This window comes from Labrys okinawensis, from assembly GCF_047345005.1.
Taxonomy (GTDB): Bacteria; Pseudomonadota; Alphaproteobacteria; order Rhizobiales; family Labraceae; genus Labrys; species Labrys okinawensis.
The window spans coordinates 149,977-173,477 of record NZ_CP178864.1 but is presented as its reverse complement, the minus strand read 5'-3'; the positions used below and the strand labels follow the sequence as shown (position 1 = coordinate 173,477).

General features: G+C 61.6%; 21 protein-coding genes and 3 pseudogenes. 16 read left to right on the top strand and 8 right to left on the bottom strand.

Annotation, left to right across the window (positions count from 1 at the left end):
* Positions 1 to 62 precede the first annotated feature (62 nt).
* The 3 genes from ACMDCR_RS00855 to ACMDCR_RS00845 all read left to right on the top strand — a co-directional run bounded on the left by ACMDCR_RS00855 (position 63) and on the right by ACMDCR_RS00845 (position 3,341).
* On the top strand, positions 63 to 2,198 hold the full coding sequence (locus ACMDCR_RS00855) for a ParB/RepB/Spo0J family partition protein (RefSeq protein ID WP_413990718.1): 2,136 nt from the start codon (positions 63 to 65) through the stop codon (positions 2,196 to 2,198).
* A 68-nt stretch (positions 2,199 to 2,266) separates the two neighbouring features.
* A complete protein-coding gene (locus tag ACMDCR_RS00850) occupies positions 2,267 to 2,704 on the top strand; it encodes a hypothetical protein (RefSeq protein WP_413990717.1) in 438 nt (145 codons plus the stop codon).
* Positions 2,697 to 3,341 (top strand): antitoxin of toxin-antitoxin stability system, encoded by a 645-nt coding sequence (locus ACMDCR_RS00845; RefSeq protein ID WP_413990716.1) that lies wholly within the window; start codon positions 2,697 to 2,699, stop codon positions 3,339 to 3,341. The genes ACMDCR_RS00850 and ACMDCR_RS00845 overlap by 8 nt, the downstream gene beginning before the upstream one ends.
* Before the next feature lie 107 nt (positions 3,342 to 3,448).
* Here the strand turns inward: ACMDCR_RS00845 and ACMDCR_RS00840 are convergent, their stop codons facing one another.
* Positions 3,449 to 3,772, bottom strand: coding sequence for a type II toxin-antitoxin system RelE/ParE family toxin (locus ACMDCR_RS00840; RefSeq protein ID WP_278026063.1), 324 nt, complete (start codon positions 3,770 to 3,772; stop codon positions 3,449 to 3,451).
* Positions 3,772 to 4,053, bottom strand: coding sequence for a type II toxin-antitoxin system Phd/YefM family antitoxin (locus ACMDCR_RS00835; protein ID WP_278026062.1), 282 nt, complete (start codon positions 4,051 to 4,053; stop codon positions 3,772 to 3,774). Before ACMDCR_RS00835 ends, ACMDCR_RS00840 begins: the two co-directional genes overlap by 1 nt.
* A 354-nt stretch (positions 4,054 to 4,407) precedes the next feature.
* Between ACMDCR_RS00835 and ACMDCR_RS00830 the strand changes: the two are divergent.
* The 6 genes and pseudogenes from ACMDCR_RS00830 to ACMDCR_RS00805 all read left to right on the top strand — a co-directional run.
* Positions 4,408 to 5,220, top strand: a pseudogene (locus ACMDCR_RS00830) (DUF932 domain-containing protein); the annotation flags it as partial.
* A gap of 609 nt (positions 5,221 to 5,829) precedes the next feature.
* On the top strand, positions 5,830 to 7,689 hold the full coding sequence (locus tag ACMDCR_RS00825; RefSeq protein WP_413990715.1) for a reverse transcriptase domain-containing protein: 1,860 nt from the start codon (positions 5,830 to 5,832) through the stop codon (positions 7,687 to 7,689).
* Positions 7,690 to 7,763: 74 nt separating this feature from the next.
* Positions 7,764 to 8,141, top strand: a pseudogene (locus ACMDCR_RS00820) (DUF932 domain-containing protein); the annotation flags it as partial.
* 172 nt (positions 8,142 to 8,313) lie between these two features.
* Positions 8,314 to 8,757 (top strand): DUF3846 domain-containing protein, encoded by a 444-nt coding sequence (locus ACMDCR_RS00815; protein WP_413990714.1) that lies wholly within the window; start codon positions 8,314 to 8,316, stop codon positions 8,755 to 8,757.
* A gap of 153 nt (positions 8,758 to 8,910) precedes the next feature.
* Positions 8,911 to 9,156 carry a type II toxin-antitoxin system VapB family antitoxin gene (locus ACMDCR_RS00810; RefSeq protein WP_278026059.1) on the top strand — a complete coding sequence of 82 codons (246 nt, stop codon included), beginning with the start codon at positions 8,911 to 8,913 and terminating at the stop codon, positions 9,154 to 9,156.
* The gene (locus ACMDCR_RS00805) at positions 9,156 to 9,560 is read left to right on the top strand and encodes a type II toxin-antitoxin system VapC family toxin (RefSeq protein WP_413990713.1); all 405 of its coding nucleotides are present in this window, start codon (positions 9,156 to 9,158) and stop codon (positions 9,558 to 9,560) included. Before ACMDCR_RS00810 ends, ACMDCR_RS00805 begins: the two co-directional genes overlap by 1 nt.
* Positions 9,561 to 9,568: 8 nt before the next feature.
* Here the strand turns inward: ACMDCR_RS00805 and ACMDCR_RS00800 are convergent, their stop codons facing one another.
* Positions 9,569 to 10,759, bottom strand: coding sequence for a DUF1173 domain-containing protein (locus ACMDCR_RS00800; RefSeq protein ID WP_413990712.1), 1,191 nt, complete (start codon positions 10,757 to 10,759; stop codon positions 9,569 to 9,571).
* Positions 10,760 to 10,978: 219 nt separating this feature from the next.
* On the opposite strand from ACMDCR_RS00800, the pseudogene ACMDCR_RS00795 reads away from it, so the two are divergent.
* From ACMDCR_RS00795 to ACMDCR_RS00780, 4 genes and pseudogenes are all read left to right on the top strand, one after another.
* Positions 10,979 to 12,189, top strand: a pseudogene (locus tag ACMDCR_RS00795) (IS256 family transposase).
* Positions 12,190 to 12,494: 305 nt separating this feature from the next.
* On the top strand, positions 12,495 to 16,907 hold the full coding sequence (locus tag ACMDCR_RS00790; protein ID WP_413990711.1) for a strawberry notch-like NTP hydrolase domain-containing protein: 4,413 nt from the start codon (positions 12,495 to 12,497) through the stop codon (positions 16,905 to 16,907).
* Between the two features lie 5 nt (positions 16,908 to 16,912).
* Positions 16,913 to 17,974 (top strand): toprim domain-containing protein, encoded by a 1,062-nt coding sequence (locus ACMDCR_RS00785; RefSeq protein ID WP_413993792.1) that lies wholly within the window; start codon positions 16,913 to 16,915, stop codon positions 17,972 to 17,974.
* 381 nt (positions 17,975 to 18,355) lie between these two features.
* A complete protein-coding gene (locus ACMDCR_RS00780; RefSeq protein ID WP_413990710.1) occupies positions 18,356 to 19,297 on the top strand; it encodes a DUF2493 domain-containing protein in 942 nt (313 codons plus the stop codon).
* 44 nt (positions 19,298 to 19,341) lie between these two features.
* On the opposite strand, the gene ACMDCR_RS00775 is transcribed toward ACMDCR_RS00780, so the two are convergent.
* Complete coding sequence (locus tag ACMDCR_RS00775) at positions 19,342 to 19,512, bottom strand: hypothetical protein (protein ID WP_413993826.1); 171 nt, start codon at positions 19,510 to 19,512, stop codon at positions 19,342 to 19,344.
* Between ACMDCR_RS00775 and ACMDCR_RS00770 the strand changes: the two genes are divergently transcribed.
* Positions 19,450 to 20,034 carry a plasmid pRiA4b ORF-3 family protein gene (locus ACMDCR_RS00770; RefSeq protein WP_413993791.1) on the top strand — a complete coding sequence of 195 codons (585 nt, stop codon included), beginning with the start codon at positions 19,450 to 19,452 and terminating at the stop codon, positions 20,032 to 20,034. The genes ACMDCR_RS00775 and ACMDCR_RS00770 overlap by 63 nt on opposite strands.
* A 189-nt stretch (positions 20,035 to 20,223) precedes the next feature.
* Here the strand turns inward: ACMDCR_RS00770 and ACMDCR_RS00765 are convergent, their stop codons facing one another.
* The 4 genes from ACMDCR_RS00765 to ACMDCR_RS00750 all read right to left on the bottom strand — a co-directional run bounded on the left by ACMDCR_RS00765 (position 20,224) and on the right by ACMDCR_RS00750 (position 21,981).
* Positions 20,224 to 20,730, bottom strand: a complete 507-nt coding sequence (locus tag ACMDCR_RS00765) for an RES family NAD+ phosphorylase (RefSeq protein ID WP_413990709.1) — start codon at positions 20,728 to 20,730, stop codon at positions 20,224 to 20,226.
* The gene (locus ACMDCR_RS00760) at positions 20,727 to 21,212 is read right to left on the bottom strand and encodes an antitoxin Xre/MbcA/ParS toxin-binding domain-containing protein (protein ID WP_413990708.1); all 486 of its coding nucleotides are present in this window, start codon (positions 21,210 to 21,212) and stop codon (positions 20,727 to 20,729) included. The genes ACMDCR_RS00765 and ACMDCR_RS00760 overlap by 4 nt, the downstream gene beginning before the upstream one ends.
* 146 nt (positions 21,213 to 21,358) lie before the next feature.
* The gene (locus ACMDCR_RS00755; protein ID WP_069460881.1) at positions 21,359 to 21,637 is read right to left on the bottom strand and encodes an HU family DNA-binding protein; all 279 of its coding nucleotides are present in this window, start codon (positions 21,635 to 21,637) and stop codon (positions 21,359 to 21,361) included.
* Between the two features lie 80 nt (positions 21,638 to 21,717).
* The gene (locus ACMDCR_RS00750) at positions 21,718 to 21,981 is read right to left on the bottom strand and encodes a WGR domain-containing protein (RefSeq protein ID WP_278026051.1); all 264 of its coding nucleotides are present in this window, start codon (positions 21,979 to 21,981) and stop codon (positions 21,718 to 21,720) included.
* 643 nt (positions 21,982 to 22,624) lie between these two features.
* Between ACMDCR_RS00750 and ACMDCR_RS00745 the strand changes: the two genes are divergently transcribed.
* Together ACMDCR_RS00745 and ACMDCR_RS00740 are read left to right on the top strand one after the other, a co-directional pair.
* Positions 22,625 to 22,948 carry a DUF736 domain-containing protein gene (locus ACMDCR_RS00745; RefSeq protein WP_413990707.1) on the top strand — a complete coding sequence of 108 codons (324 nt, stop codon included), beginning with the start codon at positions 22,625 to 22,627 and terminating at the stop codon, positions 22,946 to 22,948.
* Between the two features lie 71 nt (positions 22,949 to 23,019).
* The gene (locus tag ACMDCR_RS00740; RefSeq protein WP_069460878.1) at positions 23,020 to 23,355 is read left to right on the top strand and encodes a hypothetical protein; all 336 of its coding nucleotides are present in this window, start codon (positions 23,020 to 23,022) and stop codon (positions 23,353 to 23,355) included.
* Positions 23,356 to 23,501 lie beyond the last annotated feature (146 nt).

Below are 23,501 nucleotides of genomic sequence, written 5' to 3'. Positions count from 1 at the left end.
GATTCGTGACGGGTTAAGGTGGTCGGAGAGAGGCTCCGGCCGGCCCGTCATGGAGAACCGACATGGCCCAGGCCATCCAGAAAATTACCCTTAGCGCGGCCCGCGATATTCCCTTCAACAAGCTGGTGCTCAGCCAGAACAACGTTCGCCGCATCAAGGCCGGCGTTTCGATCGAGGACCTTGCCGAAGACATTGCGCGGCGCGGCTTGCTCGCCAGCCTCAATGTCAGGGCGGAGCTCGACGCCGATGGCAACGAGACCGGTTTCTACCGGGTTCCGGCCGGCGGTCGCCGCTACCGGGCCCTCGAGCGACTCGTCTCCCAGAAACGGCTCGCGAAAACCGCCGGTGTCCCCTGCATTGTCAGCCAGGCGGCAACGCCGGAGGTCGAGGATTCCCTTGCCGAAAACGTGCATCGGGTCGACCTTCACCCGCTCGACCAGTTCCGGGCCTTCCAGACTTTGAGGGAACAGGGTCAGGATGAAGACGACATCGCCGCGCGCTTCTTCGTCTCCGTCGCGACGGTGCGGCAAAGGTTGCGGCTTGCATCGGTCTCACCGCGCCTCCTCGATCTCTACGCTAGCGATGAGATGACCCTGCAGCAGGTCATGGCGTTCTCGATCACCAATGATCATGTCCGCCAGGAACAGGTCTGGGACACGATCTCGCGCCAGCACGTCCGTGAGCCCTATTACATCCGCCGGCTTCTGACCGAAACGGCAATCCGGGCGAGCGACCGCCGCGCCGTCTATATCGGTATCGAAGCCTATGAGGCTGCCGGCGGTGTGGTCATGCGCGACCTCTTCGACGAGGACAATGGCGGCTGGCTGCAGGACCCGGCCCTTGTCGAGCAGCTCGTCATTGAGAAGCTCAATGCCGACGCCGAGGCGATCAGGTCCGCTGAAGGCTGGAAATGGATCGAAGCTGCCTTCGATTTCCCCTACGGCCACACGTCGGGACTTCGCCGCTTCTACGGCGAGCAGCCGGAGATGACCGCGGATGAGCTGGAGCGCTACGATGCCGTCAAAGCCGAGTACGACGCGCTCGATGCGGTGTATGCCGAGGCCGAAGACTATAGTGAGGACACCGAGCGCAAACTGGAGGATCTTGGCGGCGAACTCGACCGGCTGAACGACCGCGCTTACGTCTTTGACGGCGACGACGTCGCGCGCGGCGGCGCATTCATCTCGCTCGGTGCAAACGGCGAGCTCAAGATCGAGCGAGGTTTCGTCCGCCCAGAGGACGAGCCGAAGATGGACGTCGATGGCGGCGACGCGTCGGAAGGGAATTACAATGTCGCCGGCGGCAGTCCAACCGTTTCTGCCGACGGTAACGCGGCGCATGGTGTCGGCTCCGTGAATGCCGAAAGCGAAGAGGAGGATGGTTCGCTTCGGCCGCTCTCCGAACGCTTGGTGCTGGATTTGACGGCAACCCGCACCGTCGCGCTGCGCAATGCGCTCGCCAATGATGCGGTCATTGCATTCATCGCTGTGCTGCACGCGTTCGTGCTGAAGACCTTCTATATCTACGGGTCCGATACATGCCTGGAGGTGACGCTGCAGAGTGCCCGATTCTCGCAGACGCCGGGGCTTGGTGATACCGCGTGGGCCAAGGAGATCGACCAGCGGCAGGAAGCATGGGGTCAGGATCTCCCCAAGGATCCCGACGCGCTTTGGGGTTTCCTGATCGGTCTCGACGACGCGAGCCGGCAGGCACTCTTTGCACATTGCGCCTCGCTGTCGTTGAATGCGGTCATCGAACCCTGGAACAAGCGCAGCCGCGCGATCGCGCATGCCGACCAGGTCGCACGATCGATCGGTTTCGACATGGTCGAGGCCGGTTGGACGCCAACGGCCGACAACTACCTGGGCCGGGTCACCAAGGCCCATATCCTCGAGGCCGTGCGGGAAGCGAAAGGCGAGCAGTCGGCGCAGCTGATCGGCCATCTGAAGAAGAGCGATATGGCGCGCGAGGCCGAACGGCTCATCGCCGGAAGCGGATGGCTGCCGCAGACGCTCCGCGCTGCCGAAGACGTCACCAGCGATGATGTCTCCACAAAGGTCGAGAACACCGGTGTCACTCCTGACGCCGAGGTTGGCGCCGCGCTCCCCGCCTTCCTGACGGAAGATTTCGATCACTGCGATCGGGACGACGACGCAGATCGAGAAGACGGCTACGGCCATCTCGACGCCGCTGAGTAAACCGATCTCCCCATCTTATCCAAGGCCCGGCCCCACAGCTGGGCCTTTCTTTTTTAAGGAGCATTCCGATGCCCGACTATACGATTGAGACCACCTATCGTCTGCCGGTCTTCCGCCATCGCACCTATCGCGCCGAGACGTGCGATGCCGCATGCCGCGCGGCAATTGAGGACAACGATTGGGACGATGCCCGGCATGACTACGAAACCGCAGGCGAGACTCATGTGACCGGCATCTGGCAAGGCGCCGATGCCGCCTATCGCGCTCCGGCGATCCCAATCCGCCCTGAATTCAAGGAAACGGTTCAGCGCAAGGCGGTGCATTTCGAAATCCTGCTTGGCGTCCTGAAGATCATCCTCGCCGACATCCGGTCGGACAGGCCAACCGCCTCCGATTGGGTCGCAAGAGCGTCGTGCGCGGTCGCCCGCGCGGAGGCGATCCTTGCCGGCGCACCCGATCCTGAAACCCTATCCGGGACGATCATAGGAGGCGAGAGCGATGGCTGAGATCATCAAGACTGTCGTCTACCGGTTCCACGAGCTGTCGGACGCGGCGAAGGACAGCGCCCGCGCCTGGTACCGCGAAGGCGGCTTCGACTACGACTGGTTCGGTTTCGTCTATGAAGATTTCGAGCGCATCTGCGAAATCCTCGGCCTCCGCCTCAAGACTCGCACGGTCCGTCTCCAGGGCGGCGGCTCCCGCCAGGATCCCTGTATCTGGTTCAGTGGGTTCTGGAGCCAGGGAGATGGTGCATGCTTCGAAGTCTTGTATTCCCACGGCAAGCAGGCACCACGCCGGATCAGGGAATACGCGCCGCAGGATGCCGAGCTGCATCGGATCGCCGACATGCTACAGGCAATTCAGCGGTGCAATTTCTATCAACTCCGCGCCGATGCCACCCATCGCGGCCACTACTACCATGCCTGTAGCATGATGATTTCAGTCGAGAGGGACAGTCCGTCCTACCAGGTGATGACGATCGATGCGGAGCAGGCGGTCATCGAGAGCTTCCGCGACCTTGCTCGCTGGCTCTACCGGCAACTCGAACGCGAATACGAGTATCTGACGTCGCACGAGGCCGTCGATGCGGCGATTTCGGCCAACGGCTATACCTTTACCGCATCCGGCCGGCGCTTCGGGTGATGCCCTTTCGCGCCGTCCCTTCTTGAGCATCCAATCGATGGACGTCTAGCACGGGTGGAACGCGCTCTTGCGCTGCTCTCCGCAACTCGAATCCAGCGATCCCGCGTTCACCTGAGAAGCCGCCTCTCCAGGAAGGATTGCATATCGCGACGGCCATCGGTGACACAATAGACAACCACGTCGTCGCCCATGATACGGTAGATCACCCGCCACGGCTTATGGTGCAGTTCGCGATAGTCGGAGATGCCGACTGCAACCAGTTCCTTCGGAAGGTTTCCCCGTTCGGGAAACGCATCCAGACCGAGGCAGGCGGTCTCGATTTCGTTCAGAATGCGGTCTGCCGTTTTGACGCCGTCGCGTGCGGCAATGAAGCGGTAGAGATCCTCGATATCCTGTTCCGCGTCCTCGGCGAAGAGAACCCGGAAAGACATCAGGACGGCTCTCCCGATATCCGCTTGCGAATGCGCGCGAAGGCTTCCGCAGCTGGCCGAACCTTACCTTCTTCCACCTGCTTGCCAGTAAGCGCCAGCACCTTCAGCAGCGCCAGCGTCTCCTGCGTCTCTTCGTACTGCGCCAGGTCCTGAAGCACCGCCTTCGCCTCTCCATGCACCGTAATGATCACCGGCTGCCGGCTATCACCGAGCGTGCGAATGATCTCCGGCGCATGCGCCTTGAGATAGCTCATAGGCTTTACCTGTTCCGACAGTTTCATCGACCGAGTCTCCTTTGACCAGAATATAGACCGCGAACAGGTCGATTGGAAGGGGCCAGTCCTTGCTCGAACGCCCCACCTCTGGAGCTTACTCCGTTCGTTTCCACAGTTCGACATTCGCCCGGAGGATCCGGCGGAGCTCGGTCGGCTCCCACCGGCAAGAGATGCCGGCATTCCTGGCGGCGCGCGGGGGCACGGCAGTGGCGGGAGAGGAGAGAGTGGCCGGGAGGTCAGCGGCCGCAATGGCGATAGAGAGAGCACATTCCACCGCAGCGGCAATTCCGACTGTCAACCCACCGGCCCGGGCTCCGCGCCATGCGGATCCGCCGGGCTCTCGTTTCAGGAGAAAGTGCCATGAACAATCTTGCCCAGAATTCACGCCCCGTTTCCACCGGCTTCAAGGTCGATATCTCGCGCGGTGAGCGCATCGGACGCGTTTCGTCCGAATGGTTCTCGCGCCCCGACGACGAGCGATACCTGTCGCTTTCCGAACTCCATCATGCCGTCAAGTCCAGGGCCGAGCGAGCACGTGTCCGGACTGTGGAAACCTCGGCAATCCGCGTCGAAGCGACCCGCAGCAATGCCGAGCGACTGGAACTGGTCGTTCCGGGGGGACGCCAGCCGATCGCGCCGACCCATTGGAGCTACGGGCAGCTCTGCAGCCTGGTCGGGGCGCCCGCGAGCTATATGCGCCAGCTTCCCGCGCCGCTCGCCGCGATCAATCTCCAGCACGGTCTCCTCAGCAACCGCTCTGAGCTGGTGAAGACGCTGGAGATGGAGGACGGTCGTGTCGAATTGAGGGCGGTGACGGGACCCGAGTATGGCAGGATCTGGGATCACACGCTCGTCTCGGCGATCATGAAGATCGCCGGGAACGGAACCGGAGATACGCTCTGGAAGGTGCCTGGCCGATTGGATTGGGGCAGTATGACCCATAACCCCTTCGTCGATATCACCAAAGACACGACGACGCTCTATGCCTCCGACCGCGATGTCTTCGTGTTTCTGGTCGATGACACCCACCCGATCGAGGCGGGGCGATTGCCGAACGGTGAGCCCGATTTGTATTTCCGCGGCTTTTATGCCTGGAACAGCGAAGTTGGCTCGAAAACCCTTGGAATCGCAAGCTTTTACCTGCGCGCTGTTTGTGCCAACCGCAACATTTGGGTGCGCCGTGTCGGCGCGATCAATTGAGTGAAGGAGACTTCTCAGGAAACCAAGAACAGCCTGATGCCCACCCGACTTACCTTGGCCAGAGATGGCTGCGACCGGGAAACCGGCAGGGGACAATAGCATGTCGGGAAAAGGCGTCATCCGGGTCGAAACCATTGTAGGCTATCGGGACGTCAGGGCAAGACGTGTATGGTGAATGCTGAATTGCGTGAAGCCCAGATCAGGGACATTTTTCGGGTCATGACGCAGCAATGGTTGACGCGTCATGCCGTGTGAAGGGTGGGGCACCCCATATGGCCCACCTAAGCTTGGTCACACGGCCCACCCTTCGTCGAAGGGCCAATGATCGAACGGGTCACCTAACCACGTCGCTTCTCATTGATCGTGTAAACACGGGATCGCCTAAGCGGGCATCGCTCGATGTCCCATAGGGCGACGGAGCCGCCATATTAGCCAAATGCCCGGGGTAATGCCCGGGACAGCCATCAACAGATGGACGGGCATGGGTGAAACCGACCGGGCAACCGGATGGGGAATCCCCTCTGCGTGGGTGAAGGGCGGCGCGTTTGCTGGGTCTTTCAACTTCATAACGGAGGTATGCTGATGCAACCGCACACCGTAGAGAAGAGACTGGGCTCAATCATCGACCTGTCTCGTCAGGGAAAACGTATCAACGGCCTGTTCAGGCTGCTCTCGGCCCCAACCCTCTGGGAAAGGGCCTATGAGCAGATCGCCCCCAACAAGGGGGCGCTGACCCCGGGCGCCGATCCCGAAAACACTCTTGATGGCTTCTCGCTTGAAAGGATGGAAGGGATTATCGCACGGATCATGGACGGATCGTACCGTTTCTCTCCGGCGCGCAGGCAATACATCCCCAAGGCCAACGGGAAGAAACGCCCGTTGGGCATTCCCACTGCGGACGATAAGCTGGTGCAGGCGGCCGTGAAGATTTTGCTCGAGCATGTCTACGAGCCGATCTTCTCGGAACAATCGCACGGCTTCCGCCGGGGGCGGTCATGCCACACAGCCCTGACTGAAATCAGGCGCACCTGGCATGGCATGAAATGGTTGGTCGAAGTCGATATCGTCGGATACTACGACAACATTGATCACGACATTCTGCTTGGCTTGCTGCGCAAGCGTATCGATGATGATCGATTGTTGCAGTTGATCCAGCGGATGCTCAAGGCCGGCTATCTCGAAGACTGGAAGTTCCACAAGACTTTCAGCGGCGCCCCGCAAGGTGGTGTGATCTCGCCGATCCTCGCCAACGTCTACCTCCATGAACTCGATCTGTTCATGGCAAAGATGAAGGAGCGGTTCGATAAGGGCCAGAAGCGGCGGCGCAGTGCTGCCTATCTCGAAGCCTCGAAAGGGATACAGATCGCCCGCAGGAAGATTAATCGACGGCGTGCCAATGGCAACGAGGAAGAAATTCCCCGGCTGCTCGATGAAATCAGGGAATGGGAGCGGCGACGGCTGGAAATGCCGTCCCTCGATCCGTTCGATCCGAACTACCGCCGCCTCCGTTACTGCCGCTATGCCGATGACTTCGTGATCGGTGTGATCGGCAGCAAGGAAGATGCCCGCAGCCTCATGGATGAGGTCAAAACCTTTTTGGCCCAGACGCTGAAGCTGGAAGTATCTGCGGAGAAAAGCGGGATCAGGAAGGCGGACGAGGGGGCCATGTTCCTCGGATATCAACTGAAGACGTATGGCGATGGCCGTACAAGGCGCACTGTGATTGGCGGACGTGCCGTCACCGTGCGAATTGCGGATGATCGCATGCAGCTCCATGTTCCGATGGAAAAGCTCGCCCGCTTTGCAGAACGCAATCGCCTCGGAAATCTCTATACCGACCGGGGTGAAGCGCGATGCGAAGTGATCAATAACTCGGATGTTGCGATCCTGACCGGATACAATGCGATGATGCGAGGGCTGGCCGAATATTACAAGCTCGGCACGCTCTGGAAACAGCAGGTCGGACGGCTCTATCACCTTTGGTGGTGGAGCTTCATGAAGACCCTGTCGCGGAAGCACAAATGTTCGGTCAAGACGACAGCAGAGAGGCTCCGAAATGGGGATCGCCTCGGCTTGTGGTATGAAGGTCGTCACAAACGGCTCTTCATGCAGATGTTCCGCCTCAAAAGTGTCGAACCGGCTTCGGCATCTCGGTACGTCGATCACCAAACGCAGATGCATATCCACTTCAATGGTCGAACCGATCTTGTTGATCGGCTCCGGGCAAGGGTGTGCCAAGCGTGCGGTGCGAAAGATGTGCCAGTGGAGATACATCACGTCCGCAAAATGAGCGATATGCAGGGCACCACACTGTGGACCCACGTCAAGGCTGCGCGCACGCGAAAGCGTGTCGTGCTCTGCCGCGACTGCCATGTCGCCCACCATGCCGGACGATTACAGGCAAGACTGGATCGTATGAATGCAAACGTAGGAGCCGGATGATGGGAAACTATCACGTCCGGTTCCGTGGGAGGGGTAGAGGATCATCCCACAGGGAACCCTCGCCCCTACCCGACGGTTCTGAGAACTTTCAGGAACTGACGATCCGGCACTCAAAGTTTGCCGCCGAACGATTTGCCCATGAGGCAGCCCCGGCGCTCGAAAACTTCGCCAATTCCTCGCCAGCGCCCTTCGTGGCCGGCATCCGCGCTGCGCGCGAGCGGATCGTTGCGCGAAACGACGAGGATCGCACGGACTTCCTGCGCAAGCGCGGCTTCTCAAAGGTTGAATCCGGCAAGATCATCGAGACGGTACTTTGCGAAGAAGGTCATCCGCCCTCGTCAATTTTCGACTTCGTGCAGGGCATCACGGCGCTGGCACGAGGAAAAGCCAATCAGGACACCCGCCTCGAGCTGGAAGGTAAGGCGAAGAAACTGCTCGAACAGGTGTCCTGAGCGGGCGGCGAAGCCTGCCAATCGCACTTCCTGGCCCGGCCCGCGCGCCGGGCGTTCCCGTTCCCGCAGGCAAGTGCTTGAGACCGACGGATCCTCCCAGTGATCCGTCCGGAGCCGGCGCGCCTGCTCCCAAGAAGCCTTTCCCTTTCGCGCCAAACTCAGGAGAAATCTCATGAAGACCACCAAAGCCTATCTCGTAGAGCCGCTGATCGGGACGATCCGTATCGTGGCGGTCCCGCAGGAAAACCGGCTCGCCGTCATCCGAAACCTGATCGGCTGCGATCTCATCGACATGGTACAGATCAATGAGACTCTTGCCATTGTCGTCGACGACAACGGTCTACAGGAGGCCCTGCCTTGCGTGACGCAGCTTCACGGCTATCCGTCGCCGCTCGCCGGCAATCTCCTGATCATCGGTACGGATGAGTATGGCGAGACCGTCGATGTCACGACCGAAATCGAAGACGTCGCCAGCCGGCTTACGATCGTCAGGCCGATGTTGCATCCGGTATTCGAGTCGCTAAACGGCCCGCGCATCTTCGGCACGCGGCTGAGCGCCATGGAAGTGCATGTCGACCAGCGCCCGCCCGCCATCGTCGAGGAGAATGTCCACTGATCGCCGCGGGCCGACGATCTGCCTTCGACAATGCGAACCGATGTCAGGCGCTTCGCGAATGGCAGGATCGCAAACACATTTGTCTCGGCGCCCTTGGAAAAAGTGCAACGCTCATCTACATTACATTTGAGATTTATCTACATGGAGATGGTCATGCCCATCAACGTCAACAATCCGGAAGCGGATGCTCTTACACGCAGGTTCGCGCAGATGGCCGGCGTCGGCATTACGGATGCAATCGTCATCGCGATGCGCGAAGCGATTGAGCGGCGGCGCCATGCCGAAACTCCGCTCGAAACCGCGGCGCGGCTACGGCAGAAGCATGGCGTGTCGATGAACGACGAGACACGAAAGCCGCTCTCTCGTGATGTCTTTGACGCCATGTGGAGCGAAGGCTGATGTTCGTCGATGCCTGCGCGATCATCGCGCTTTTGTCGGACGAACCGGAAGCGGCCCGCGTGTCCGATGTCATCGCGTCAGCCAAAGTTTCTTTCACGTCGCCCGTCGCCATCCTTGAAACTGTTCTCGGTCTGGCGCGACCCGACAAGTTCAATCTTCCAATCCCGGCCGTGGAAAACATTGTGCAGGAGTTCCTGGACGAGCGGGGAATCGAGGTCCGCGACCTTCCGCCGGCGGCTGAGACAACGCGGCTTGCCCTTGTTGCCGCCCATCGTTATCGCAGCGGACGCCATGGCCTTAACCTGGGCGACTGCTTGCACTACGCGTGCGCTAGGTTCCACGGCGTCGCGATCCTTGCCACGGCGGACGAATTCCGGTCGACAGACCTGGAAACCATTCCCTGATTCCGCTGCTACGGCAGTCTCGGCATATCGCCCTCGGCGACACGCCAGACCCACGGGATCATTTCCGGCCGCGATTCCTTCAGATCCGCAAGCGCTGCCTCATAATCGTTGCTCGCCCCAGCCGGCACGATATACATCGCGACCGGCCCCGACCGTTCTTGGGGCAGCGTGACAGATGCGATCGGTTGATCTGCGGCTAGATTGAAGCGCAAGCCCTTCACGCTCTTGCGCCGCCATCCGGACAACTTTTCCAAAAGGCGTTGTTCCTCGACGCTCTCGAACGGAATCCAGTTCTCATTGACCACCATCAGCGCGATTTCCTCCACCGTGGCTATCCCCGCCCCCGAAATTCCGAAGGTCGCGATCATGATGAGATGGAACTCTTTGCTCGAGCGCCAGAGCTCGAGCTCTGTTTCAAACCTGGCGTTCAGGCGTCTCCAGGTGCCGGCTTCGATCATGAAGGGGAAGGGTAGGTGGCGCACCAGGATTTTCTGGCCGTCTCTCGCAGCGTCGAAGTCCTTCACCTCCGCCACCGCCAGCATGAGTTTACGCGGACCCGAACCGGACGCTTTCGCGCCGGCAAGTGCCGCCGCACGGCGAGCAGCGATCCCGTCCTTGTCCTCCGGGTGGTACGCCTCAGGGACAAATAGGATGTCGCTGAGCGGCGCACCGCGAACGTTCATTTGGGTAGCCGCATTGACAAGGCTTGCGCGAACACGCCCCCAGCCGCGCTTTCCGCTCCAGAGCGCGGTCCACTCTGTCAGTTCGCCCGTATCCCAAAGATAGTGCAGCAGGGCGCGCAGCGACAGTTTCTTCGCGTCATTGCGCACACTCTCGGCCGGTCGCGATGGCTGAGCGGCGCTTGCGCGACTGCTGCGTTTGGACAGGGAAAAATCGAGCTTGAGGAGCGACGATCCGGATGCCGCGTCGATCTGGATCGCGTTCCCGATCAGTGGGCCGAGACCGGAGAGCTCGTAGGGCGGCTCAAAGGATGAGCAGCCGGCTTCGTGATCCCGCCCGGTCAGCGGCATCCGCTTGACGAGGTATTGGCCATCAACCTGGGCAATATACATTGGGACCGGCGGGTCCTTGCACTGGCACTGCGGCCGGAGCTTCTGTTCATACGCTTGCGGGAGGACACCCTGCAATTCCGGAGAACCCTCTTCGAATGACCTGCCGCCGATTAGAAACCGCCGCACATTGTCCCTCCTGATCGGTCATTTCAGTCGCACGTGATCGCGCCGACTGCGATGTAACACGAAGATAGCGTCCGCGCATGTGGTGTAATTTCGGAGGCGTTTTGAGTGGGGATTGCGGTGGAGAATACGCTGCGGTTTTCGCGAGACGTCAGGTGGGCACCGGGCCCGTCAGAGAAGGTGGAGTTGCGAGACTTCAACCTGACCGAAACGGAGCACCCGATGACCGACGACAGATTACCTCTTGCCGAGCTTGCCGCGAAGAGCGGCGATCCGGATTTTCTTCGCGCCATTGCCGAAAGCGTGCTGCAACTGATCATGGAGGCCGACGTCGACGGCCTGATCGGCGCTGGCCGCTACGAGCGTGGCGAAAGTCGCCAGACCTGGCGCAACGGCTACCGTGATCGCACGCTGGACACCCGGCTTGGAACGCTGAACCTGAAGATACCGAAGATGCGCACGGGAGCCTACTTTCCGGGCTTCCTGGAGCCGAGAAAGACGGTGGAGAAGGCGCTCGTCGCGGTCATTCAGGAAGCCTGGATCAACGGTGTGTCGACACGCAAGGTCGATGAGCTTGTGCAGGCCATGGGTATGACCGGCATATCGAAGTCGTCGGTGTCGAAGCTGTGCAAGGACATCGACGAGCGGGTGAACGCCTTCCTCAAGCGTCCTTTGTCCGGGGACTGGCCCTATCTGTGGCTCGACGCCACCTATCTGAAGATGGCGAGGGCGGGCGCATCGTCTCCGTGGCGGCGATAATTGCGGTTGCGGTCGACACGGACGGAAAGAGAGAGATCGTCGGCCTGCACATTGGTCCCTCAGAGGCCGAACCCTTCTGGACGGGCTTCCTGCGCGATCTGGTGCGCCGGGGCCTTACCGGCGTCAAGCTCGTCATCTCCGATGCTCATGAAGGATTGAAGGCCGCCATCACCCGCGTCCTCGGCGCGACGTGGCAGAGATGCCGCGTTCATGCAATGCGCAATGCGCTCGCCTACGTTCCCAAGGGACAGCACACCATGGTCGCCGCCGCGATCCGCCAGGCCTTCATCCAGCCCGACCACGACAATGCCGTCCAAACCTGGCGGCATGTCGCCGACCAGCTCCGCGTCCGATGGCCGAAGCTGGGAACCTTCATGGATGACGCCGAAGCCGATGTGCTCGCCTACATGGCCTTTCCTTCCCAGCATCGGACGAAATTGCATTCGACGAATCCGCTTGAACGTCTGAACAAGGAAGTGAAGCGCCGTGCCGATGTCGTCGGCATCTTTCCGAACGAAGACAGCATCGTCCGCCTGATCGGAGCCGTGCTGCTCGAAGCCAACGACGAATGGCAGCTTCAGCACCGATACATGCAGGTCGAGGCCATGGCCGATCTCAACCCGCAGCCAATCGAGGAGGACAAACCGCTTCAGATTACACCGAAAGCCGCCTGATCATGACGGCCCGGTTCCACACTCGAAATTACACCATCTTGACGGACGCTATCTAACACGAAGCCGGTCGACTATACTAGCGCAGAAAGACCACTATGGGTCATTGCTTCGGCCCGGCAGGGAGGCAACGCAGCGGAATTGGACGGGAACGGCGGTATGGGCCTGAGCTCGCACCGGTCGCAGCCCGTGTTGTGCCGGTGCTGAGCGTTGGGAGAGGGAGAGAGGGGCCGAAATGGGTTGGCCTGTCGGGACTTGGAGAGCGTCCGTGCGGGCCGGTCCTTTCTCGCTCTCGAACAGGGTATCCCATGAACCTGATCTCTTCCCCGACAGCCGATGCCGCCGCCATACGGATTGGCGCCTCCAACGAACGCTTCCGCGCCAGTAAAATCCGCAAAGCCGGCGAGGCGCTTCTGCCGCTTCTTGAACGTGGACAGGCAATCGACGCCGCCGATCTCCGCACCAACCTGACCGATGCTTTCGGCGGCTCGGATGCCGAGGGCCTCTGGGCATGGAAAGACGCCTACGAGGCAAGCGAGGTCGCGCAGGTGCTTTTCCTGCGCAAGTTCGGTGCGGCGATCGCCGCACGATCAAACGCGCCGCACGCAGCACTTGCGATGTTGACGAAGATCGCGGACCTGATCCCGAGCCATACGCGCCGCTCTGAGGAAAGCCTGCAGTTTCAGCAATTCTCAACGCCGATTCCGCTGGGCTATGTTGCGGCCCGCGCTGCCGGCCTCGTGGCGAACGACATTGTGCTCGAACCGTCTGCCGGGACGGGACTGATGGCAATCTTCGCCAAGCTTGCCCATGCACGCCTGGCACTCAACGAATATGCGCCCGTCCGGCATGCGCTTCTCGAGCAACTCTTTGCCGCCGCGCCGGTCACGCAGCATGACGCAGCCCACATCGACGACTACCTCGACCGTTCAGTGAGCCCGACCGTCGTGCTGATGAACCCGCCGTTTTCAGCCGGCGTTCACGTCGAGGGCCGCGTGGCCGACGCCGCATGGCGTCATCTGACCTCGGCCTTCGCGCGGCTTGCCCCGGGTGGGCGGCTCGTGGCGATCACCGGTGCCAGCCTTTCTTCCGACAACCCGAACTGGCGAGACGCCTTCGTTCGCTTGCAGGAGCGTGGCTCGGTCCTGTTCAGCGCCGCCATCGACGGCGGCGTCTATGCGCGGCACGGCACGACAATGGAGACGCGCCTGACGGTGATCGACAAGATAGCCCCCGCCGATCCAACGAGCTTCGTTGCCTCGCACGGTGTCGCTCCCGATCCGGAAACATTGCTCGCCTGGATCTCCGACCTTCCGCCGCGTTCCCCGCCCCTCCTACCCATCGGCATCCTGTCCGACTGCACAACAATGGCCGCACGCCAACGTGCCGACACGCTACCCCCTGTGGCGGCCAACGCGTCTGCGGTGCGCTCTTCGCCTGCTGTCCGTGCCCCACGTCCCGGGTTCTCGCCTGTGCGCCCTGCCGACGATCAGGTCGTCGAGCTCTCCTACGAGCTGCGCGATGCTTCGCCCAAAATCCGGGTTGATGTCGCCGACGGCATTTACGAGCCCTATCAGCTGCAGGCGATCCATATCCCCGATGCAAAACCCCATCCGGACAGGCTTGTGGAGTCCGTCGCAATGGCGTCGGTCGCGCCACCCAAACCGACCTACCGCCCGCATCTGCCAAAGCGTGCCGTCACCAAAGGCGATCTTTCCGACGCCCAGCTCGAAAGCGTGATCTATGCCGGCGAAGCCCATTCCGGCTATCTCGCCGGCCACTGGTCCGTTGATGCGAGCTTTGACAATCTCAGGGCCGTGACTCCAAACGCCGAGGGCGCGGTCCGCTATCGGCGCGGCTGGTTCCTGGGAGACGGCACAGGCGCCGGCAAGGGCCGTCAAGCGGCCGGGATTATTTTGGACAACTGGCTTAAAGGACGCCGCCGCCATCTGTGGATCTCGAAATCCGAGACGCTGATCGAGGATGCACAGCGCGACTGGAGCGCGCTCGGCCAGGAGAAGCTGCAGGTCACGCCGCTTTCACGGTTCCGCCAGGGCGCGCCGATCAAGCTCCACGAAGGCATCCTCTTCGTCACTTTCGCCACACTGCGAAGTGACGAACGCGAGGGAAAGCGGTCGCGCGTCCAGCAGATCGTTGACTGGTTGGGAGGCGATTTTGACGGAGTTGTGATCTTCGACGAAGGTCATGCGATGGCAAACGCTGCGGGCGGCAGGTCCGAGCGCGGGGAAAAGGCTGCTTCGCAACAGGGCCGCGCCGGTCTGCGTCTGCAGCGTGCCCTTCCCGATGCCCGCGTCGTCTATGTCTCCGCGACCGGTGCATCCGAAGTCGAGTCGCTTGCCTATGCCGAACGGCTGGGCCTCTGGGGAGGCGCCGACTTTCCGTTCTCGACGCGATCCGAGTTCATTGCGGCGATCGAGGACGGCGGGGTGGCGACCATGGAAGTGCTTGCCCGCGATCTCAAGGCCATGGGCCTCTACTCCTCGCGGTCGCTCTCCTTCGAAGGCGTCGAATACGATATCCTCGAACATGCGCTCACCGACGAACAGGTACGTATCTACGATTCCTACGCCGAGGCCTTCCAGGTCATTCATAATCATCTCGACGCGGCGCTCGAGGCCTCCGGCATTTGTAGCAGCACGGGCACACTTAACAAAAACGCCAAGGCCGCGGCGCGTTCGGCCTTCGAAAGCTCGAAGCAGCGTTTCTTCAATCATCTTCTGACCTCGATGAAGACGCCGGCACTGATTAGTGCGATCAACAACGATCTGGACCAAGGCCATGCGGCGATCGTTCAGATCATCTCCACCGGCCAGTCGCTCACCGAACGCCGGCTGGCAGAAATCCCGACCGAGGAGTGGGGCGATATCCAGGTCGACGTCACACCGCGCGAGATCGTCGCGGAATATCTCAACCATTCCTTCCCGATCCAGCTTTTCGAGGAATATTCCGACGACCAGGGCAATCTGCTGTCGCGGCCGGTCCATGATGCCGACGGCAATCCAGTCCTTTGCCGCGAAGCCGTCGCCCGCCGGGACGCTCTCCTCGAACGGCTCGGCAGTCTGCCTGCCATTCCAACGGCGCTCGACCAGATCGTCCAGCACTTCGGCACGACCCGCGTTGCCGAGATCACCGGCCGCAGGCGTCGGATCGTGCGCCGTGACGGCAGCGGCGCGATTGCCCGCTTTGCCGTCGAGAACCGGCCGGGCAGCGCCAATTTCGACGAGACACGCGCTTTCATGGATGACGAGAAGCCGATCCTGATCTTCTCCGAAGCCGGAGGCACGGGACGGTCCTACCATGCCGACCTCGGCGCGAGGAACCAGCGGCTGCGTCTCCACAATCTCCTTGAGGCCGGATGGCGGGCGGACGTGGCGATCCAGGGGCTGGGACGCAGCCATCGCACCAACCAGGCGCAGCCGCCGCGCTTCCGCATGATCGCCACCAACGTCAAGGCCGAACGGCGATTTCTGTCGACCATCGCCCGGCGTCTCGATACGCTCGGAGCGATCACGCGCGGACAGCGGCAGACGGGCGGGCAGGGGATGTTCCGCTCTGAGGATAATCTCGAATCCCAATATGCCCGCGATGCACTCAGGCAGTTCTATAGGCTCATCCATGGCGGCGGCATCGAAGGCTGCTCGCTCGAAACGTTCGAGACGATCACCGGCCTTTCATTGACGGCAGAGGAAGGTGGTCTCAAGGACGAGCTGCCGCCGATTCACACCTTCCTCAATCGGATGCTGGCGCTGACGGTTCGCATGCAGAACTTGCTGTTCGATGCCTTCGAGCAATTGCTCGCCGCCCGTGTCGAGGGCGCGATTGCGTCCGGCGTTTACGACAAGGGGCTGGAGACGCTTGTTGCGGACCGCATGACGGTGAAGGATCGGCGGCTGGTCTATACTCATCCGGTCACCGGCGCGCAGTCGCATCTCTTGACCATCGAACGCATGGATCGCAACAGGCCGATGGTGCTTTCCGACGCATTGGAACTCGCCGCGCATGATCGCCAAGCGAAGCTTGTGATCAACGGCAAGTCCGGCCGCCCGGCCGTCCAGGTTCCGGCTCGCTCGGTCATGCTCGATGACGGATCAATTGAGCCGCGGGTGGCGCTCATCCGGCCGATGGACGAGATCCGTTTCGAGCTGCGCCAGCTCGAAGAGACGAATTGGGAGGAAACGGACAAGCAAACCTTCTCGGCCGCCTGGGAGGCCGAGGTCGCCAATCTCCCCGAATTTTCGCTTTCGACCATGCACGTTGTCTCCGGCCTGCTTTTACCGATCTGGAAACTGCTGCCGCAGGATTATTGCCGGGTCTATCGCCTTCAGACCGACGAGGGTGAGCGCATCGTTGGCCGTCTGATAACGTCCGAAGGGCTCTCTCGGCTGTGCCGGAATTTCGGGCTCGACCAGACCGAAGTCGTCAGCGCCGATCAGATCTGGCAATCGCTGCTCGCCGGATCCTCGGTTGTCGGCCTTGCCGGCGGCATGACGCTGCGGCGTGTCCGGGCGATGAACAACTACCGCATCGAGCTCACCGGCTTCACCGACGGCGTGCGCGACAGGCTCCGCGCGATCGGCCTGTTCTCGGAAATGATCGCCTGGAAATTGCGGTACTTCATTCCAACGTCGGAGGAAGGACCTGCGATCCTCTCGCGCCTGATCGAACGGCATCACGTTGTCGACGTCGACGGCAGGGGGTGACCGTGATGTTATCCGCCTCGCAACTGGCGGATCGTCTCGCGCGCGACGCGGAGGCTGTCTGCCGCTATTATCTCTCCGCCGGCCACCGGGCCGGCAATTACTGGATCGTCGGCGATGTCGCCAACAACAAGGGGCGCTCGCTTTATGTTCGGCTAACGGGTGGTCGTGCGGGTCGCTGGACCGATGCCGCCTCCGGCCAATACGGCGATTTGCTCGATCTCGTACGGGAGGCCTCAGGGCTTGTCGACTTCCGTGACGTCGCTGATGAGGCGCGGCGCTTTCTGAACGAGCCTCGTGATTCAGCCCGCGCTGAACCGGGATTGTCGCAAACCAGTGACGCTCCAACCGCGTCGATCGACCGACCGGCTGGCGAACGGGCGCGACGGCTGTTTCGGATGACCGAGCCGCTTGCCGGCACGCTCGCCGACGGCTACCTGCGTCAGCGCGGCATCCTGCGAGGGGCCTTGCATCCGGCGCTGGGGTTTCACCCATCCTGCTACTACCGCGATCTCGCAAGCGGCAGGACCAGCCGCTATCCGGCCCTGATCGCTGCTGTGACCGATCAATCCGGTGCTATCACGGGCGTGCATCGAACATACCTTGCGTGCTCCGGATCGGAGCCGGGCGGCGTTGGCAAGGCGCCGGTCGACACACCCCGCCGTGCGCTGGGTACGCTGCTCGGCAATGCAGTGCGGTTCGGCTTTTCCGCCAAGGACCTTGTGCCGGTCATGATCGCGGGTGAGGGGCTCGAAAGCATATTGTCGCTGTCTCATGTGATGCCCGCCATGCCGATGGTTTCGGCGCTGACGGCCAATCACCTCGCCGCCTTCCGGCCGCCGGCAGGGTGTCTGCGCCTCTACCTCGCCGCTGACGCCGATGCCGCCGGCCGGCACGGCATCGAAGGGTTGAGCCGCCGGGCACAGGCGCTCGGCATCCTGCCGCTGGTGCTTAACCCCGAACTCGGCGACTTCAACGAGGACCTGCGACGTCTTGGGCCCGACCGGCTCTTGGCAAATCTCCGCGACCAGCTGGCACCGGAGGATGCGCATACGCTTCTGTCCGTATGACGCGGCAGCCGGGGAGACACATGGCGAGCGCGGCACTGCGGCGTGATGAACAGTGCCGGTCCGGAAAGGCCGCCATCCGGGTTTGCGCGCCTGCGGGCCTGGCGAGAGGCGACCCTTATCATGCGGCGTCCAGGCCTTCAGCGGGTCGGTCAGGTTTCTTCCCCGCGCCGGCGCATTTTTCGCGCATCGGCTGATCCGGAAAGCGGGACCGCTTCCGGGCCGATGCCGGGCCGGCGCTCCTCGCGGGCCAAGAAACCTTCCCTCCGCCGCCCGGCGCTTCGCTGGGCCGCTCGCTTTGCTCGCGGTTCCGGCCCGTCTGCCGCATGAACAGGGATCGCCGTCAGGCCGCGAGAGGCGCGGCCGAAACCGACGGAGACCATCATGAACCGCACGCTTCCCATTGACGACGCCTTCGAGCCTCACCACGCATCCTCCCCGACCGACCGCTTCATCTACGAGATGCAGATCCATGGCTATCGCCCCTTCCAGGACGAGCCGGATCCACGGCCCCTACCGGAGGAACCGGTCGTCCACTCCGCGCTGACCGCGATCTTCGACGCCCTCACCGAAATGCTCGGCGACACGCGGCTCGAGCCCGATCTCGAAGACCTCTACTGGTCGACGGTCAATCTCTTCCACCGTGCCGGCGAACGCATCCAGCGCGAACTGCAGCGCAACGAAGATGCACAACGAACCGGGCAGAGCGAACAGGACGGCTCGGAGGTGAAAAGCGTCGAGCTGGAGCGCCACATCGCCGAGGGCATCACCCTTCTTGAGCGCCGCAACGCTTTCGAATTTATGCGCGACTATGCGGCTGACCTGTTCGAAGCCGAGACGGGCTCGGCCTGGCGGCCGCGCACCGGCTCCAAGGTCAGCCACGCCAACATGACCGCGGCTATGATCGACTCGAAAGACTTCCTGTCGGCCCGCCGTCGCGCCGAGACCGAGGTGCTGATGCCGGCCGGTACCAAGATCGCCTTTTCCGGCGGCATGGACTACAACGATCATGAGCGGATCTGGGGTAAACTCGACCTTGCCCATGCCAAGCATCCCGACATGGTTCTCCTGCACGGCGGCTCTCCGAAAGGCGCGGAGCGCATCGCCGCCTGCTGGGCCGAAAGCCGCAAAGTGACGCAGATCGCCTTCAAGCCGAACTGGGCAAAGCACGCCAAGGCAGCTCCTTTTCGTCGAAACGACGAGATGTTGTCGGTGATGCCTGCGGGCGTCATCATCTTCCCGGGCTCCGGGATTACCGGCAATCTCGCCGACAAGGCCCGCCGCCTCGGTATCCCCGTCTGGCAGGCGAACGGCGAGAGCGTTTGAGCGACCTTGGAGAACTGCCATGCGGGATGACCGCATGGCATTATTCATGATTGAGCCTCAAGCCCTGCCTTGACCGCTCCCGCTCTCTCTTGTTCATTCAGGCCATGGTCACGACCTTCAATGCCGTCCAGATTCGCGTTTGCCTCGACGAGATCGAGCCGGATGTCTGGCGTCGTCTCGTCCTGCCGAGCCAATGGAACCTCGAGCAATTGCACCTTGCCATCCAGGCGGCATTCAACTGGTGGAATTATCATCTCCACGAGTTCCGTATCGGCGGACTGCGCTATGGTGACGTCGCGCTCCTGACGGAAGATGCGCTTGACGACGATCCGCGCGTCTTTGATTTTCGGGAGGTGCGCCTTTGCGATTTCGAAGAAGGCGCCAGCTTCGCCTATATCTACGATTTCGGCGACAACTGGCGCCACCAGGTCGATGTGGAAGCGTTTCTTGCACTGGGCAAGCCCCCGAAACATGGCGCTTGCATCGAAGGCGCGCGGGCGCGGCCGCCAGAAGATGTCGGTGGCGTGAGCGGATACGAACGCTTCCTCGAAATCATGGTCGACCTGTCCGATCCCGAACATGCGGAAACCACACGCTGGTGCGGTGGACATTTCGATCCGGAATGGTTCGATCTGAAGCTCGTTGACAAGGACGTCCGCAATGCGCTTCGAGAAGGTGTCAAGCGGCGACTTTATCAACCGAAGCCATCGTCGCGTCGCGACGGATCGGAATCGTGACATGTCGTCTTTATCGTCTTGTCGAAGGGGCATGGCCACACCGGTCGGACTGCCGTGGCGATTGGTTGCGCGGAGGCGAAGGACGCTCCACCGCCATGACGAACGCCGCCGCGCGGACGTTGCTCCGCCGATTGGAATGCGGCGTCCTTGTCATTCCATTCTTGGCTCGACTCGCTCCGAAAACCGACTTCAGTTCGCCGGCGGATGCAATCTCGTATCGAGCGCGAACGGTTCTTGGAGCTTAAGAGCATATTCACCGGATGCGACGCTCGCCACGAAGATCAGGTTCCAACTGTATCGCGACACCGCGCTCGGTATGGCGACGAAACGATGTCTCTTCAGCAGGTCGTCGCCGAAGGCCTGCTGGCCCGCCCCTGGTATGCCAGGGTGCAGCCAGTTCGGATTGGGAACGGTCGACGGGTCAACGATATGTATGGCGGCAATGTCGTGGATGACCGCCGCGGTTAATTTATGAGGAACCGTGTCAAGGGCGCTAAAGCCTTTGTGAACGGCAACTTCGAGAATTGCGGTAGCGGGGTCCAGTGAACAATAGACTGCTCTGACACCTTTGCTGTTCCAGCGGCCGCCGACCCGATAGGCACCTTCGCCGCGGTCCCAGGTGGAGGCATGGACGGCCTGGTCGAGACGCCATGCTATTAGCTCGGTTCCTCCGAGCGCAATCGGCAGGGGCGTCATGCATAGACGCCATATTCAAGCCGCTCAAGATGATCTTCGACCAGTTCGACACCTGCAGGCGTTCCCAGAAGATCAATCGGACGCCGATTGTCCAATCCAATCGCCGGACGCTCCAGCCATTGCTCGGCTTCCTCTTGCGTGCCCAGCACGTCGGTTGCCTTGGCCAGAATCTCCGCGAATTTCCATGTTCGTCCGCTCTGCTCTTGGCTCAATGGCTTGGCCAGCGCATCTTTGCGCCTTTGCCAGGTTCTAAGACTAATGCCGATCGCTTTTTCAAGCGATTCCGTCTTGTCGATAAACACCAGTTGACCGACCAGATGATTGAGCGCGGAGGCTGGCAATCCGCTCAGGATCAGTTCGTGGGCATCAAGCGTGCTGGTCAGCCGACGCGCCAAAATCCGTGATCCGCCAAGCAGGGCCTCCACTTTCTGTAGACCGCCGCTGGTTGCTTCTTCCATAACCTTGTTCACGGTAGCTGTCATAGCTGGCTCCTTTGCGTCACTTGTCGCTTTCATTATGACAGCTGACGCGAAGAATTTCAAGGCGGAGGGAGCGACGGTTGGAGGCTTATGGCCAGCCTATCGCCGCCAATGGATCACTTCCTGAATGCGAAGGCGTGCCGGTGTTGCTATTTATTCAATGCATCCTTCAGCGCCTTGGCGGGCGTGAACGCGAGCTTTCTTGCCGCGGCAACCTTGATTGTGGCGCCGGTCGCGGGATTGCGTGCTTCGCGCTCAGGCGTGTCTTTTGGCTTAAACTTGCCGAAGCCCGGGATCGACGTTTCAGCGCCTGTGGTCGCGGCCGTTGTGATCTCCCGGAATACGGCTTCGACGATCGCCTTGCTCTGCGCTTTGGTCAACTGATGGTCGGCGGCAATCTTGTCGGCGATTTCATTGGTTGTGGTCATGATCAGTCCCTCTCTAAAAGCATGACCATTTCACCGAAGGACGGTCGATGTCACCTTCCCGGCCGGTCGCCCTTTCCGGCTCAAGTGGCATTTCCACAGTTTCCGACGGGAATGTAGCCCTTCTGGCGTTTCCGCCGCGCCAATTCCAGGAAATGGCGTGCCGCGTCCCGCTCCGTCGGAAAGACCTCGCATTTGATGCCGCCGCGTTTGCCGATCCGCCCCCAGGACCGCACGACAGCCGTCTCGCCGAACAACGTCGTCTCGATCGCCAGCATATAATAGCGCGCCATGTTGCGTGTGGCGTCGATGCGCTGACAGTAGAGTTTGAACGGGTAGAGAGCCATGTCTCGAAGAATCGTGGCATACGCCCGTCCTGTCCAACGACTGTTTTGAATCGATCAACCCGAACCGATTCACGGCGTTGATAGAAGGATCGGATCGAGCGGCTGGGGTGTGAAGGGCCGATTGCCGCAAGATGCCAGATCGTGCCCCGGTTGTCGGCGGCGGTGCCGATTGACTTGTTGCTGTCAGAGATGACCGCAGCAATTTGCGCCACCGGCGCGCTAGGATTATGCAGACACGTTGCACCACCGTGCCTACTGTGTTGACCGGTCAAAGCCTCTGCCAATTGCTGCCGGGTGTGGCGCGACGGCGATCTCGACTTTTCTTGAGGAGGCTTTGAAGTCAGCGCTCGGTTCGCTTGTCAGCTGTGGTAGGGGCGAGGGGGCGGGGTGATCCTGATGCTGCGGTATTCGTTCACGCCGTCAGACCTGGTCCGGCGCAATCGGATGGCCATGGCTGCATCAACCTTCGTTCGCGCTCCGGGGCCATTCCCGTTCTCTATGTCGCCTTTCTAAGGGACCGGCCGCAACCAGCGTCAACCCCGCAAGGGGGTTCCCCTGCGCTCCGCTCCGGTGACGCCTGCGGCGCGGCCCCTTCTTCGGGCGCCATCGGGAATGGTCCCGAGCAACCGAAGGAGTAACTACCATGGCCACCACGATCGCAACCCTCACCCAGAAGACCGATGGCAGCCTCGAAGGCATCTTCGCAACCATCCGGGTCAACGCCCCGATCGCCATCGTCCCGAACGCCCACAAGGCAAGCGAGGAAGCTCCCGACTACCGCATCATCCACCGCAAGACCGGTTTCGAGATCGGCGCCGGGTGGAACCGCATCGCCCGCCAGACCGGCGAGGAATACCTCTCGGTCAAGCTGGAGGCCCCTGAGATCGGCGTCATCTTCGGAAACCTCGCCCCCGCGCCCGGCGGCGAACCGAACCGCAAGGTCATCCTCTGGAACAACCCGGCCTGAAGGCCGGCGACCGGCCCCTCAAGGGGCCGGTCCCATCCCGGACACGACACCGCTCCGAAAAGGACCTTCCCATGAGCCGCTACACCATCACCGTCGCCCAGCTTGCCAGCCAAGCAACCGATCCGGATGCCATTATCGGCTACGATCGTCCACTGCAGACCTTCTTCCTGCAGGCATTCCCCGACTCGGAAGGCGAGGATCTCGCCCTCTGGCTCGGAACCGATTTCCGAGCCTACGAAACGCTTTCCGCTCTGCGCACTGCGGCACTGGCTCAGGGCTACGACTTCCTCCCGATGGCCGCCGATACGGTCAGGTCTCTCGCCGACGATCTCGCCCGCGAAGGATGGCGCTCTCATGCCGACCCTCTCCTTGAAGCGCTGTTGAGCGGCAAGACCACCCCGACCTGATCTCGCGGTAACGTCTGAGCCCGCAGTTATCCGATGACGGCCGCGGGCGATATCTGATCCAGAATTTCGTCGGCGCCATTTCGCCGAGCGTGCCTTCCGGGGCTGCTCTCAGAGGCGGCAGCTTTGCTGCCGCTCGCTTTTTGGTG

Coding starts and splice junctions, on each gene's coding strand:
- ACMDCR_RS00765 (WP_413990709.1), bottom strand. CDS start 20,730: ATGACGCCCCTGCCGATTGCGCTCGGAGGAACCGAGCTAATAGCATGG.
- ACMDCR_RS00740 (WP_069460878.1), top strand. CDS start 23,020: ATGAGCCGCTACACCATCACCGTCGCCCAGCTTGCCAGCCAAGCAACC.
- ACMDCR_RS00855 (WP_413990718.1), top strand. CDS start 63: ATGGCCCAGGCCATCCAGAAAATTACCCTTAGCGCGGCCCGCGATATT.
- ACMDCR_RS00835 (WP_278026062.1), bottom strand. CDS start 4,053: ATGAAACTGTCGGAACAGGTAAAGCCTATGAGCTATCTCAAGGCGCAT.
- ACMDCR_RS00760 (WP_413990708.1), bottom strand. CDS start 21,212: ATGACAGCTACCGTGAACAAGGTTATGGAAGAAGCAACCAGCGGCGGT.
- ACMDCR_RS00850 (WP_413990717.1), top strand. CDS start 2,267: ATGCCCGACTATACGATTGAGACCACCTATCGTCTGCCGGTCTTCCGC.
- ACMDCR_RS00805 (WP_413990713.1), top strand. CDS start 9,156: ATGTTCGTCGATGCCTGCGCGATCATCGCGCTTTTGTCGGACGAACCG.
- ACMDCR_RS00755 (WP_069460881.1), bottom strand. CDS start 21,637: ATGACCACAACCAATGAAATCGCCGACAAGATTGCCGCCGACCATCAG.
- ACMDCR_RS00845 (WP_413990716.1), top strand. CDS start 2,697: ATGGCTGAGATCATCAAGACTGTCGTCTACCGGTTCCACGAGCTGTCG.
- ACMDCR_RS00750 (WP_278026051.1), bottom strand. CDS start 21,981: ATGGCTCTCTACCCGTTCAAACTCTACTGTCAGCGCATCGACGCCACA.
- ACMDCR_RS00745 (WP_413990707.1), top strand. CDS start 22,625: ATGGCCACCACGATCGCAACCCTCACCCAGAAGACCGATGGCAGCCTC.
- ACMDCR_RS00825 (WP_413990715.1), top strand. CDS start 5,830: ATGCAACCGCACACCGTAGAGAAGAGACTGGGCTCAATCATCGACCTG.
- ACMDCR_RS00840 (WP_278026063.1), bottom strand. CDS start 3,772: ATGTCTTTCCGGGTTCTCTTCGCCGAGGACGCGGAACAGGATATCGAG.
- ACMDCR_RS00815 (WP_413990714.1), top strand. CDS start 8,314: ATGAAGACCACCAAAGCCTATCTCGTAGAGCCGCTGATCGGGACGATC.
- ACMDCR_RS00785 (WP_413993792.1), top strand. CDS start 16,913: ATGTTATCCGCCTCGCAACTGGCGGATCGTCTCGCGCGCGACGCGGAG.
- ACMDCR_RS00780 (WP_413990710.1), top strand. CDS start 18,356: ATGAACCGCACGCTTCCCATTGACGACGCCTTCGAGCCTCACCACGCA.
- ACMDCR_RS00790 (WP_413990711.1), top strand. CDS start 12,495: ATGAACCTGATCTCTTCCCCGACAGCCGATGCCGCCGCCATACGGATT.
- ACMDCR_RS00810 (WP_278026059.1), top strand. CDS start 8,911: ATGCCCATCAACGTCAACAATCCGGAAGCGGATGCTCTTACACGCAGG.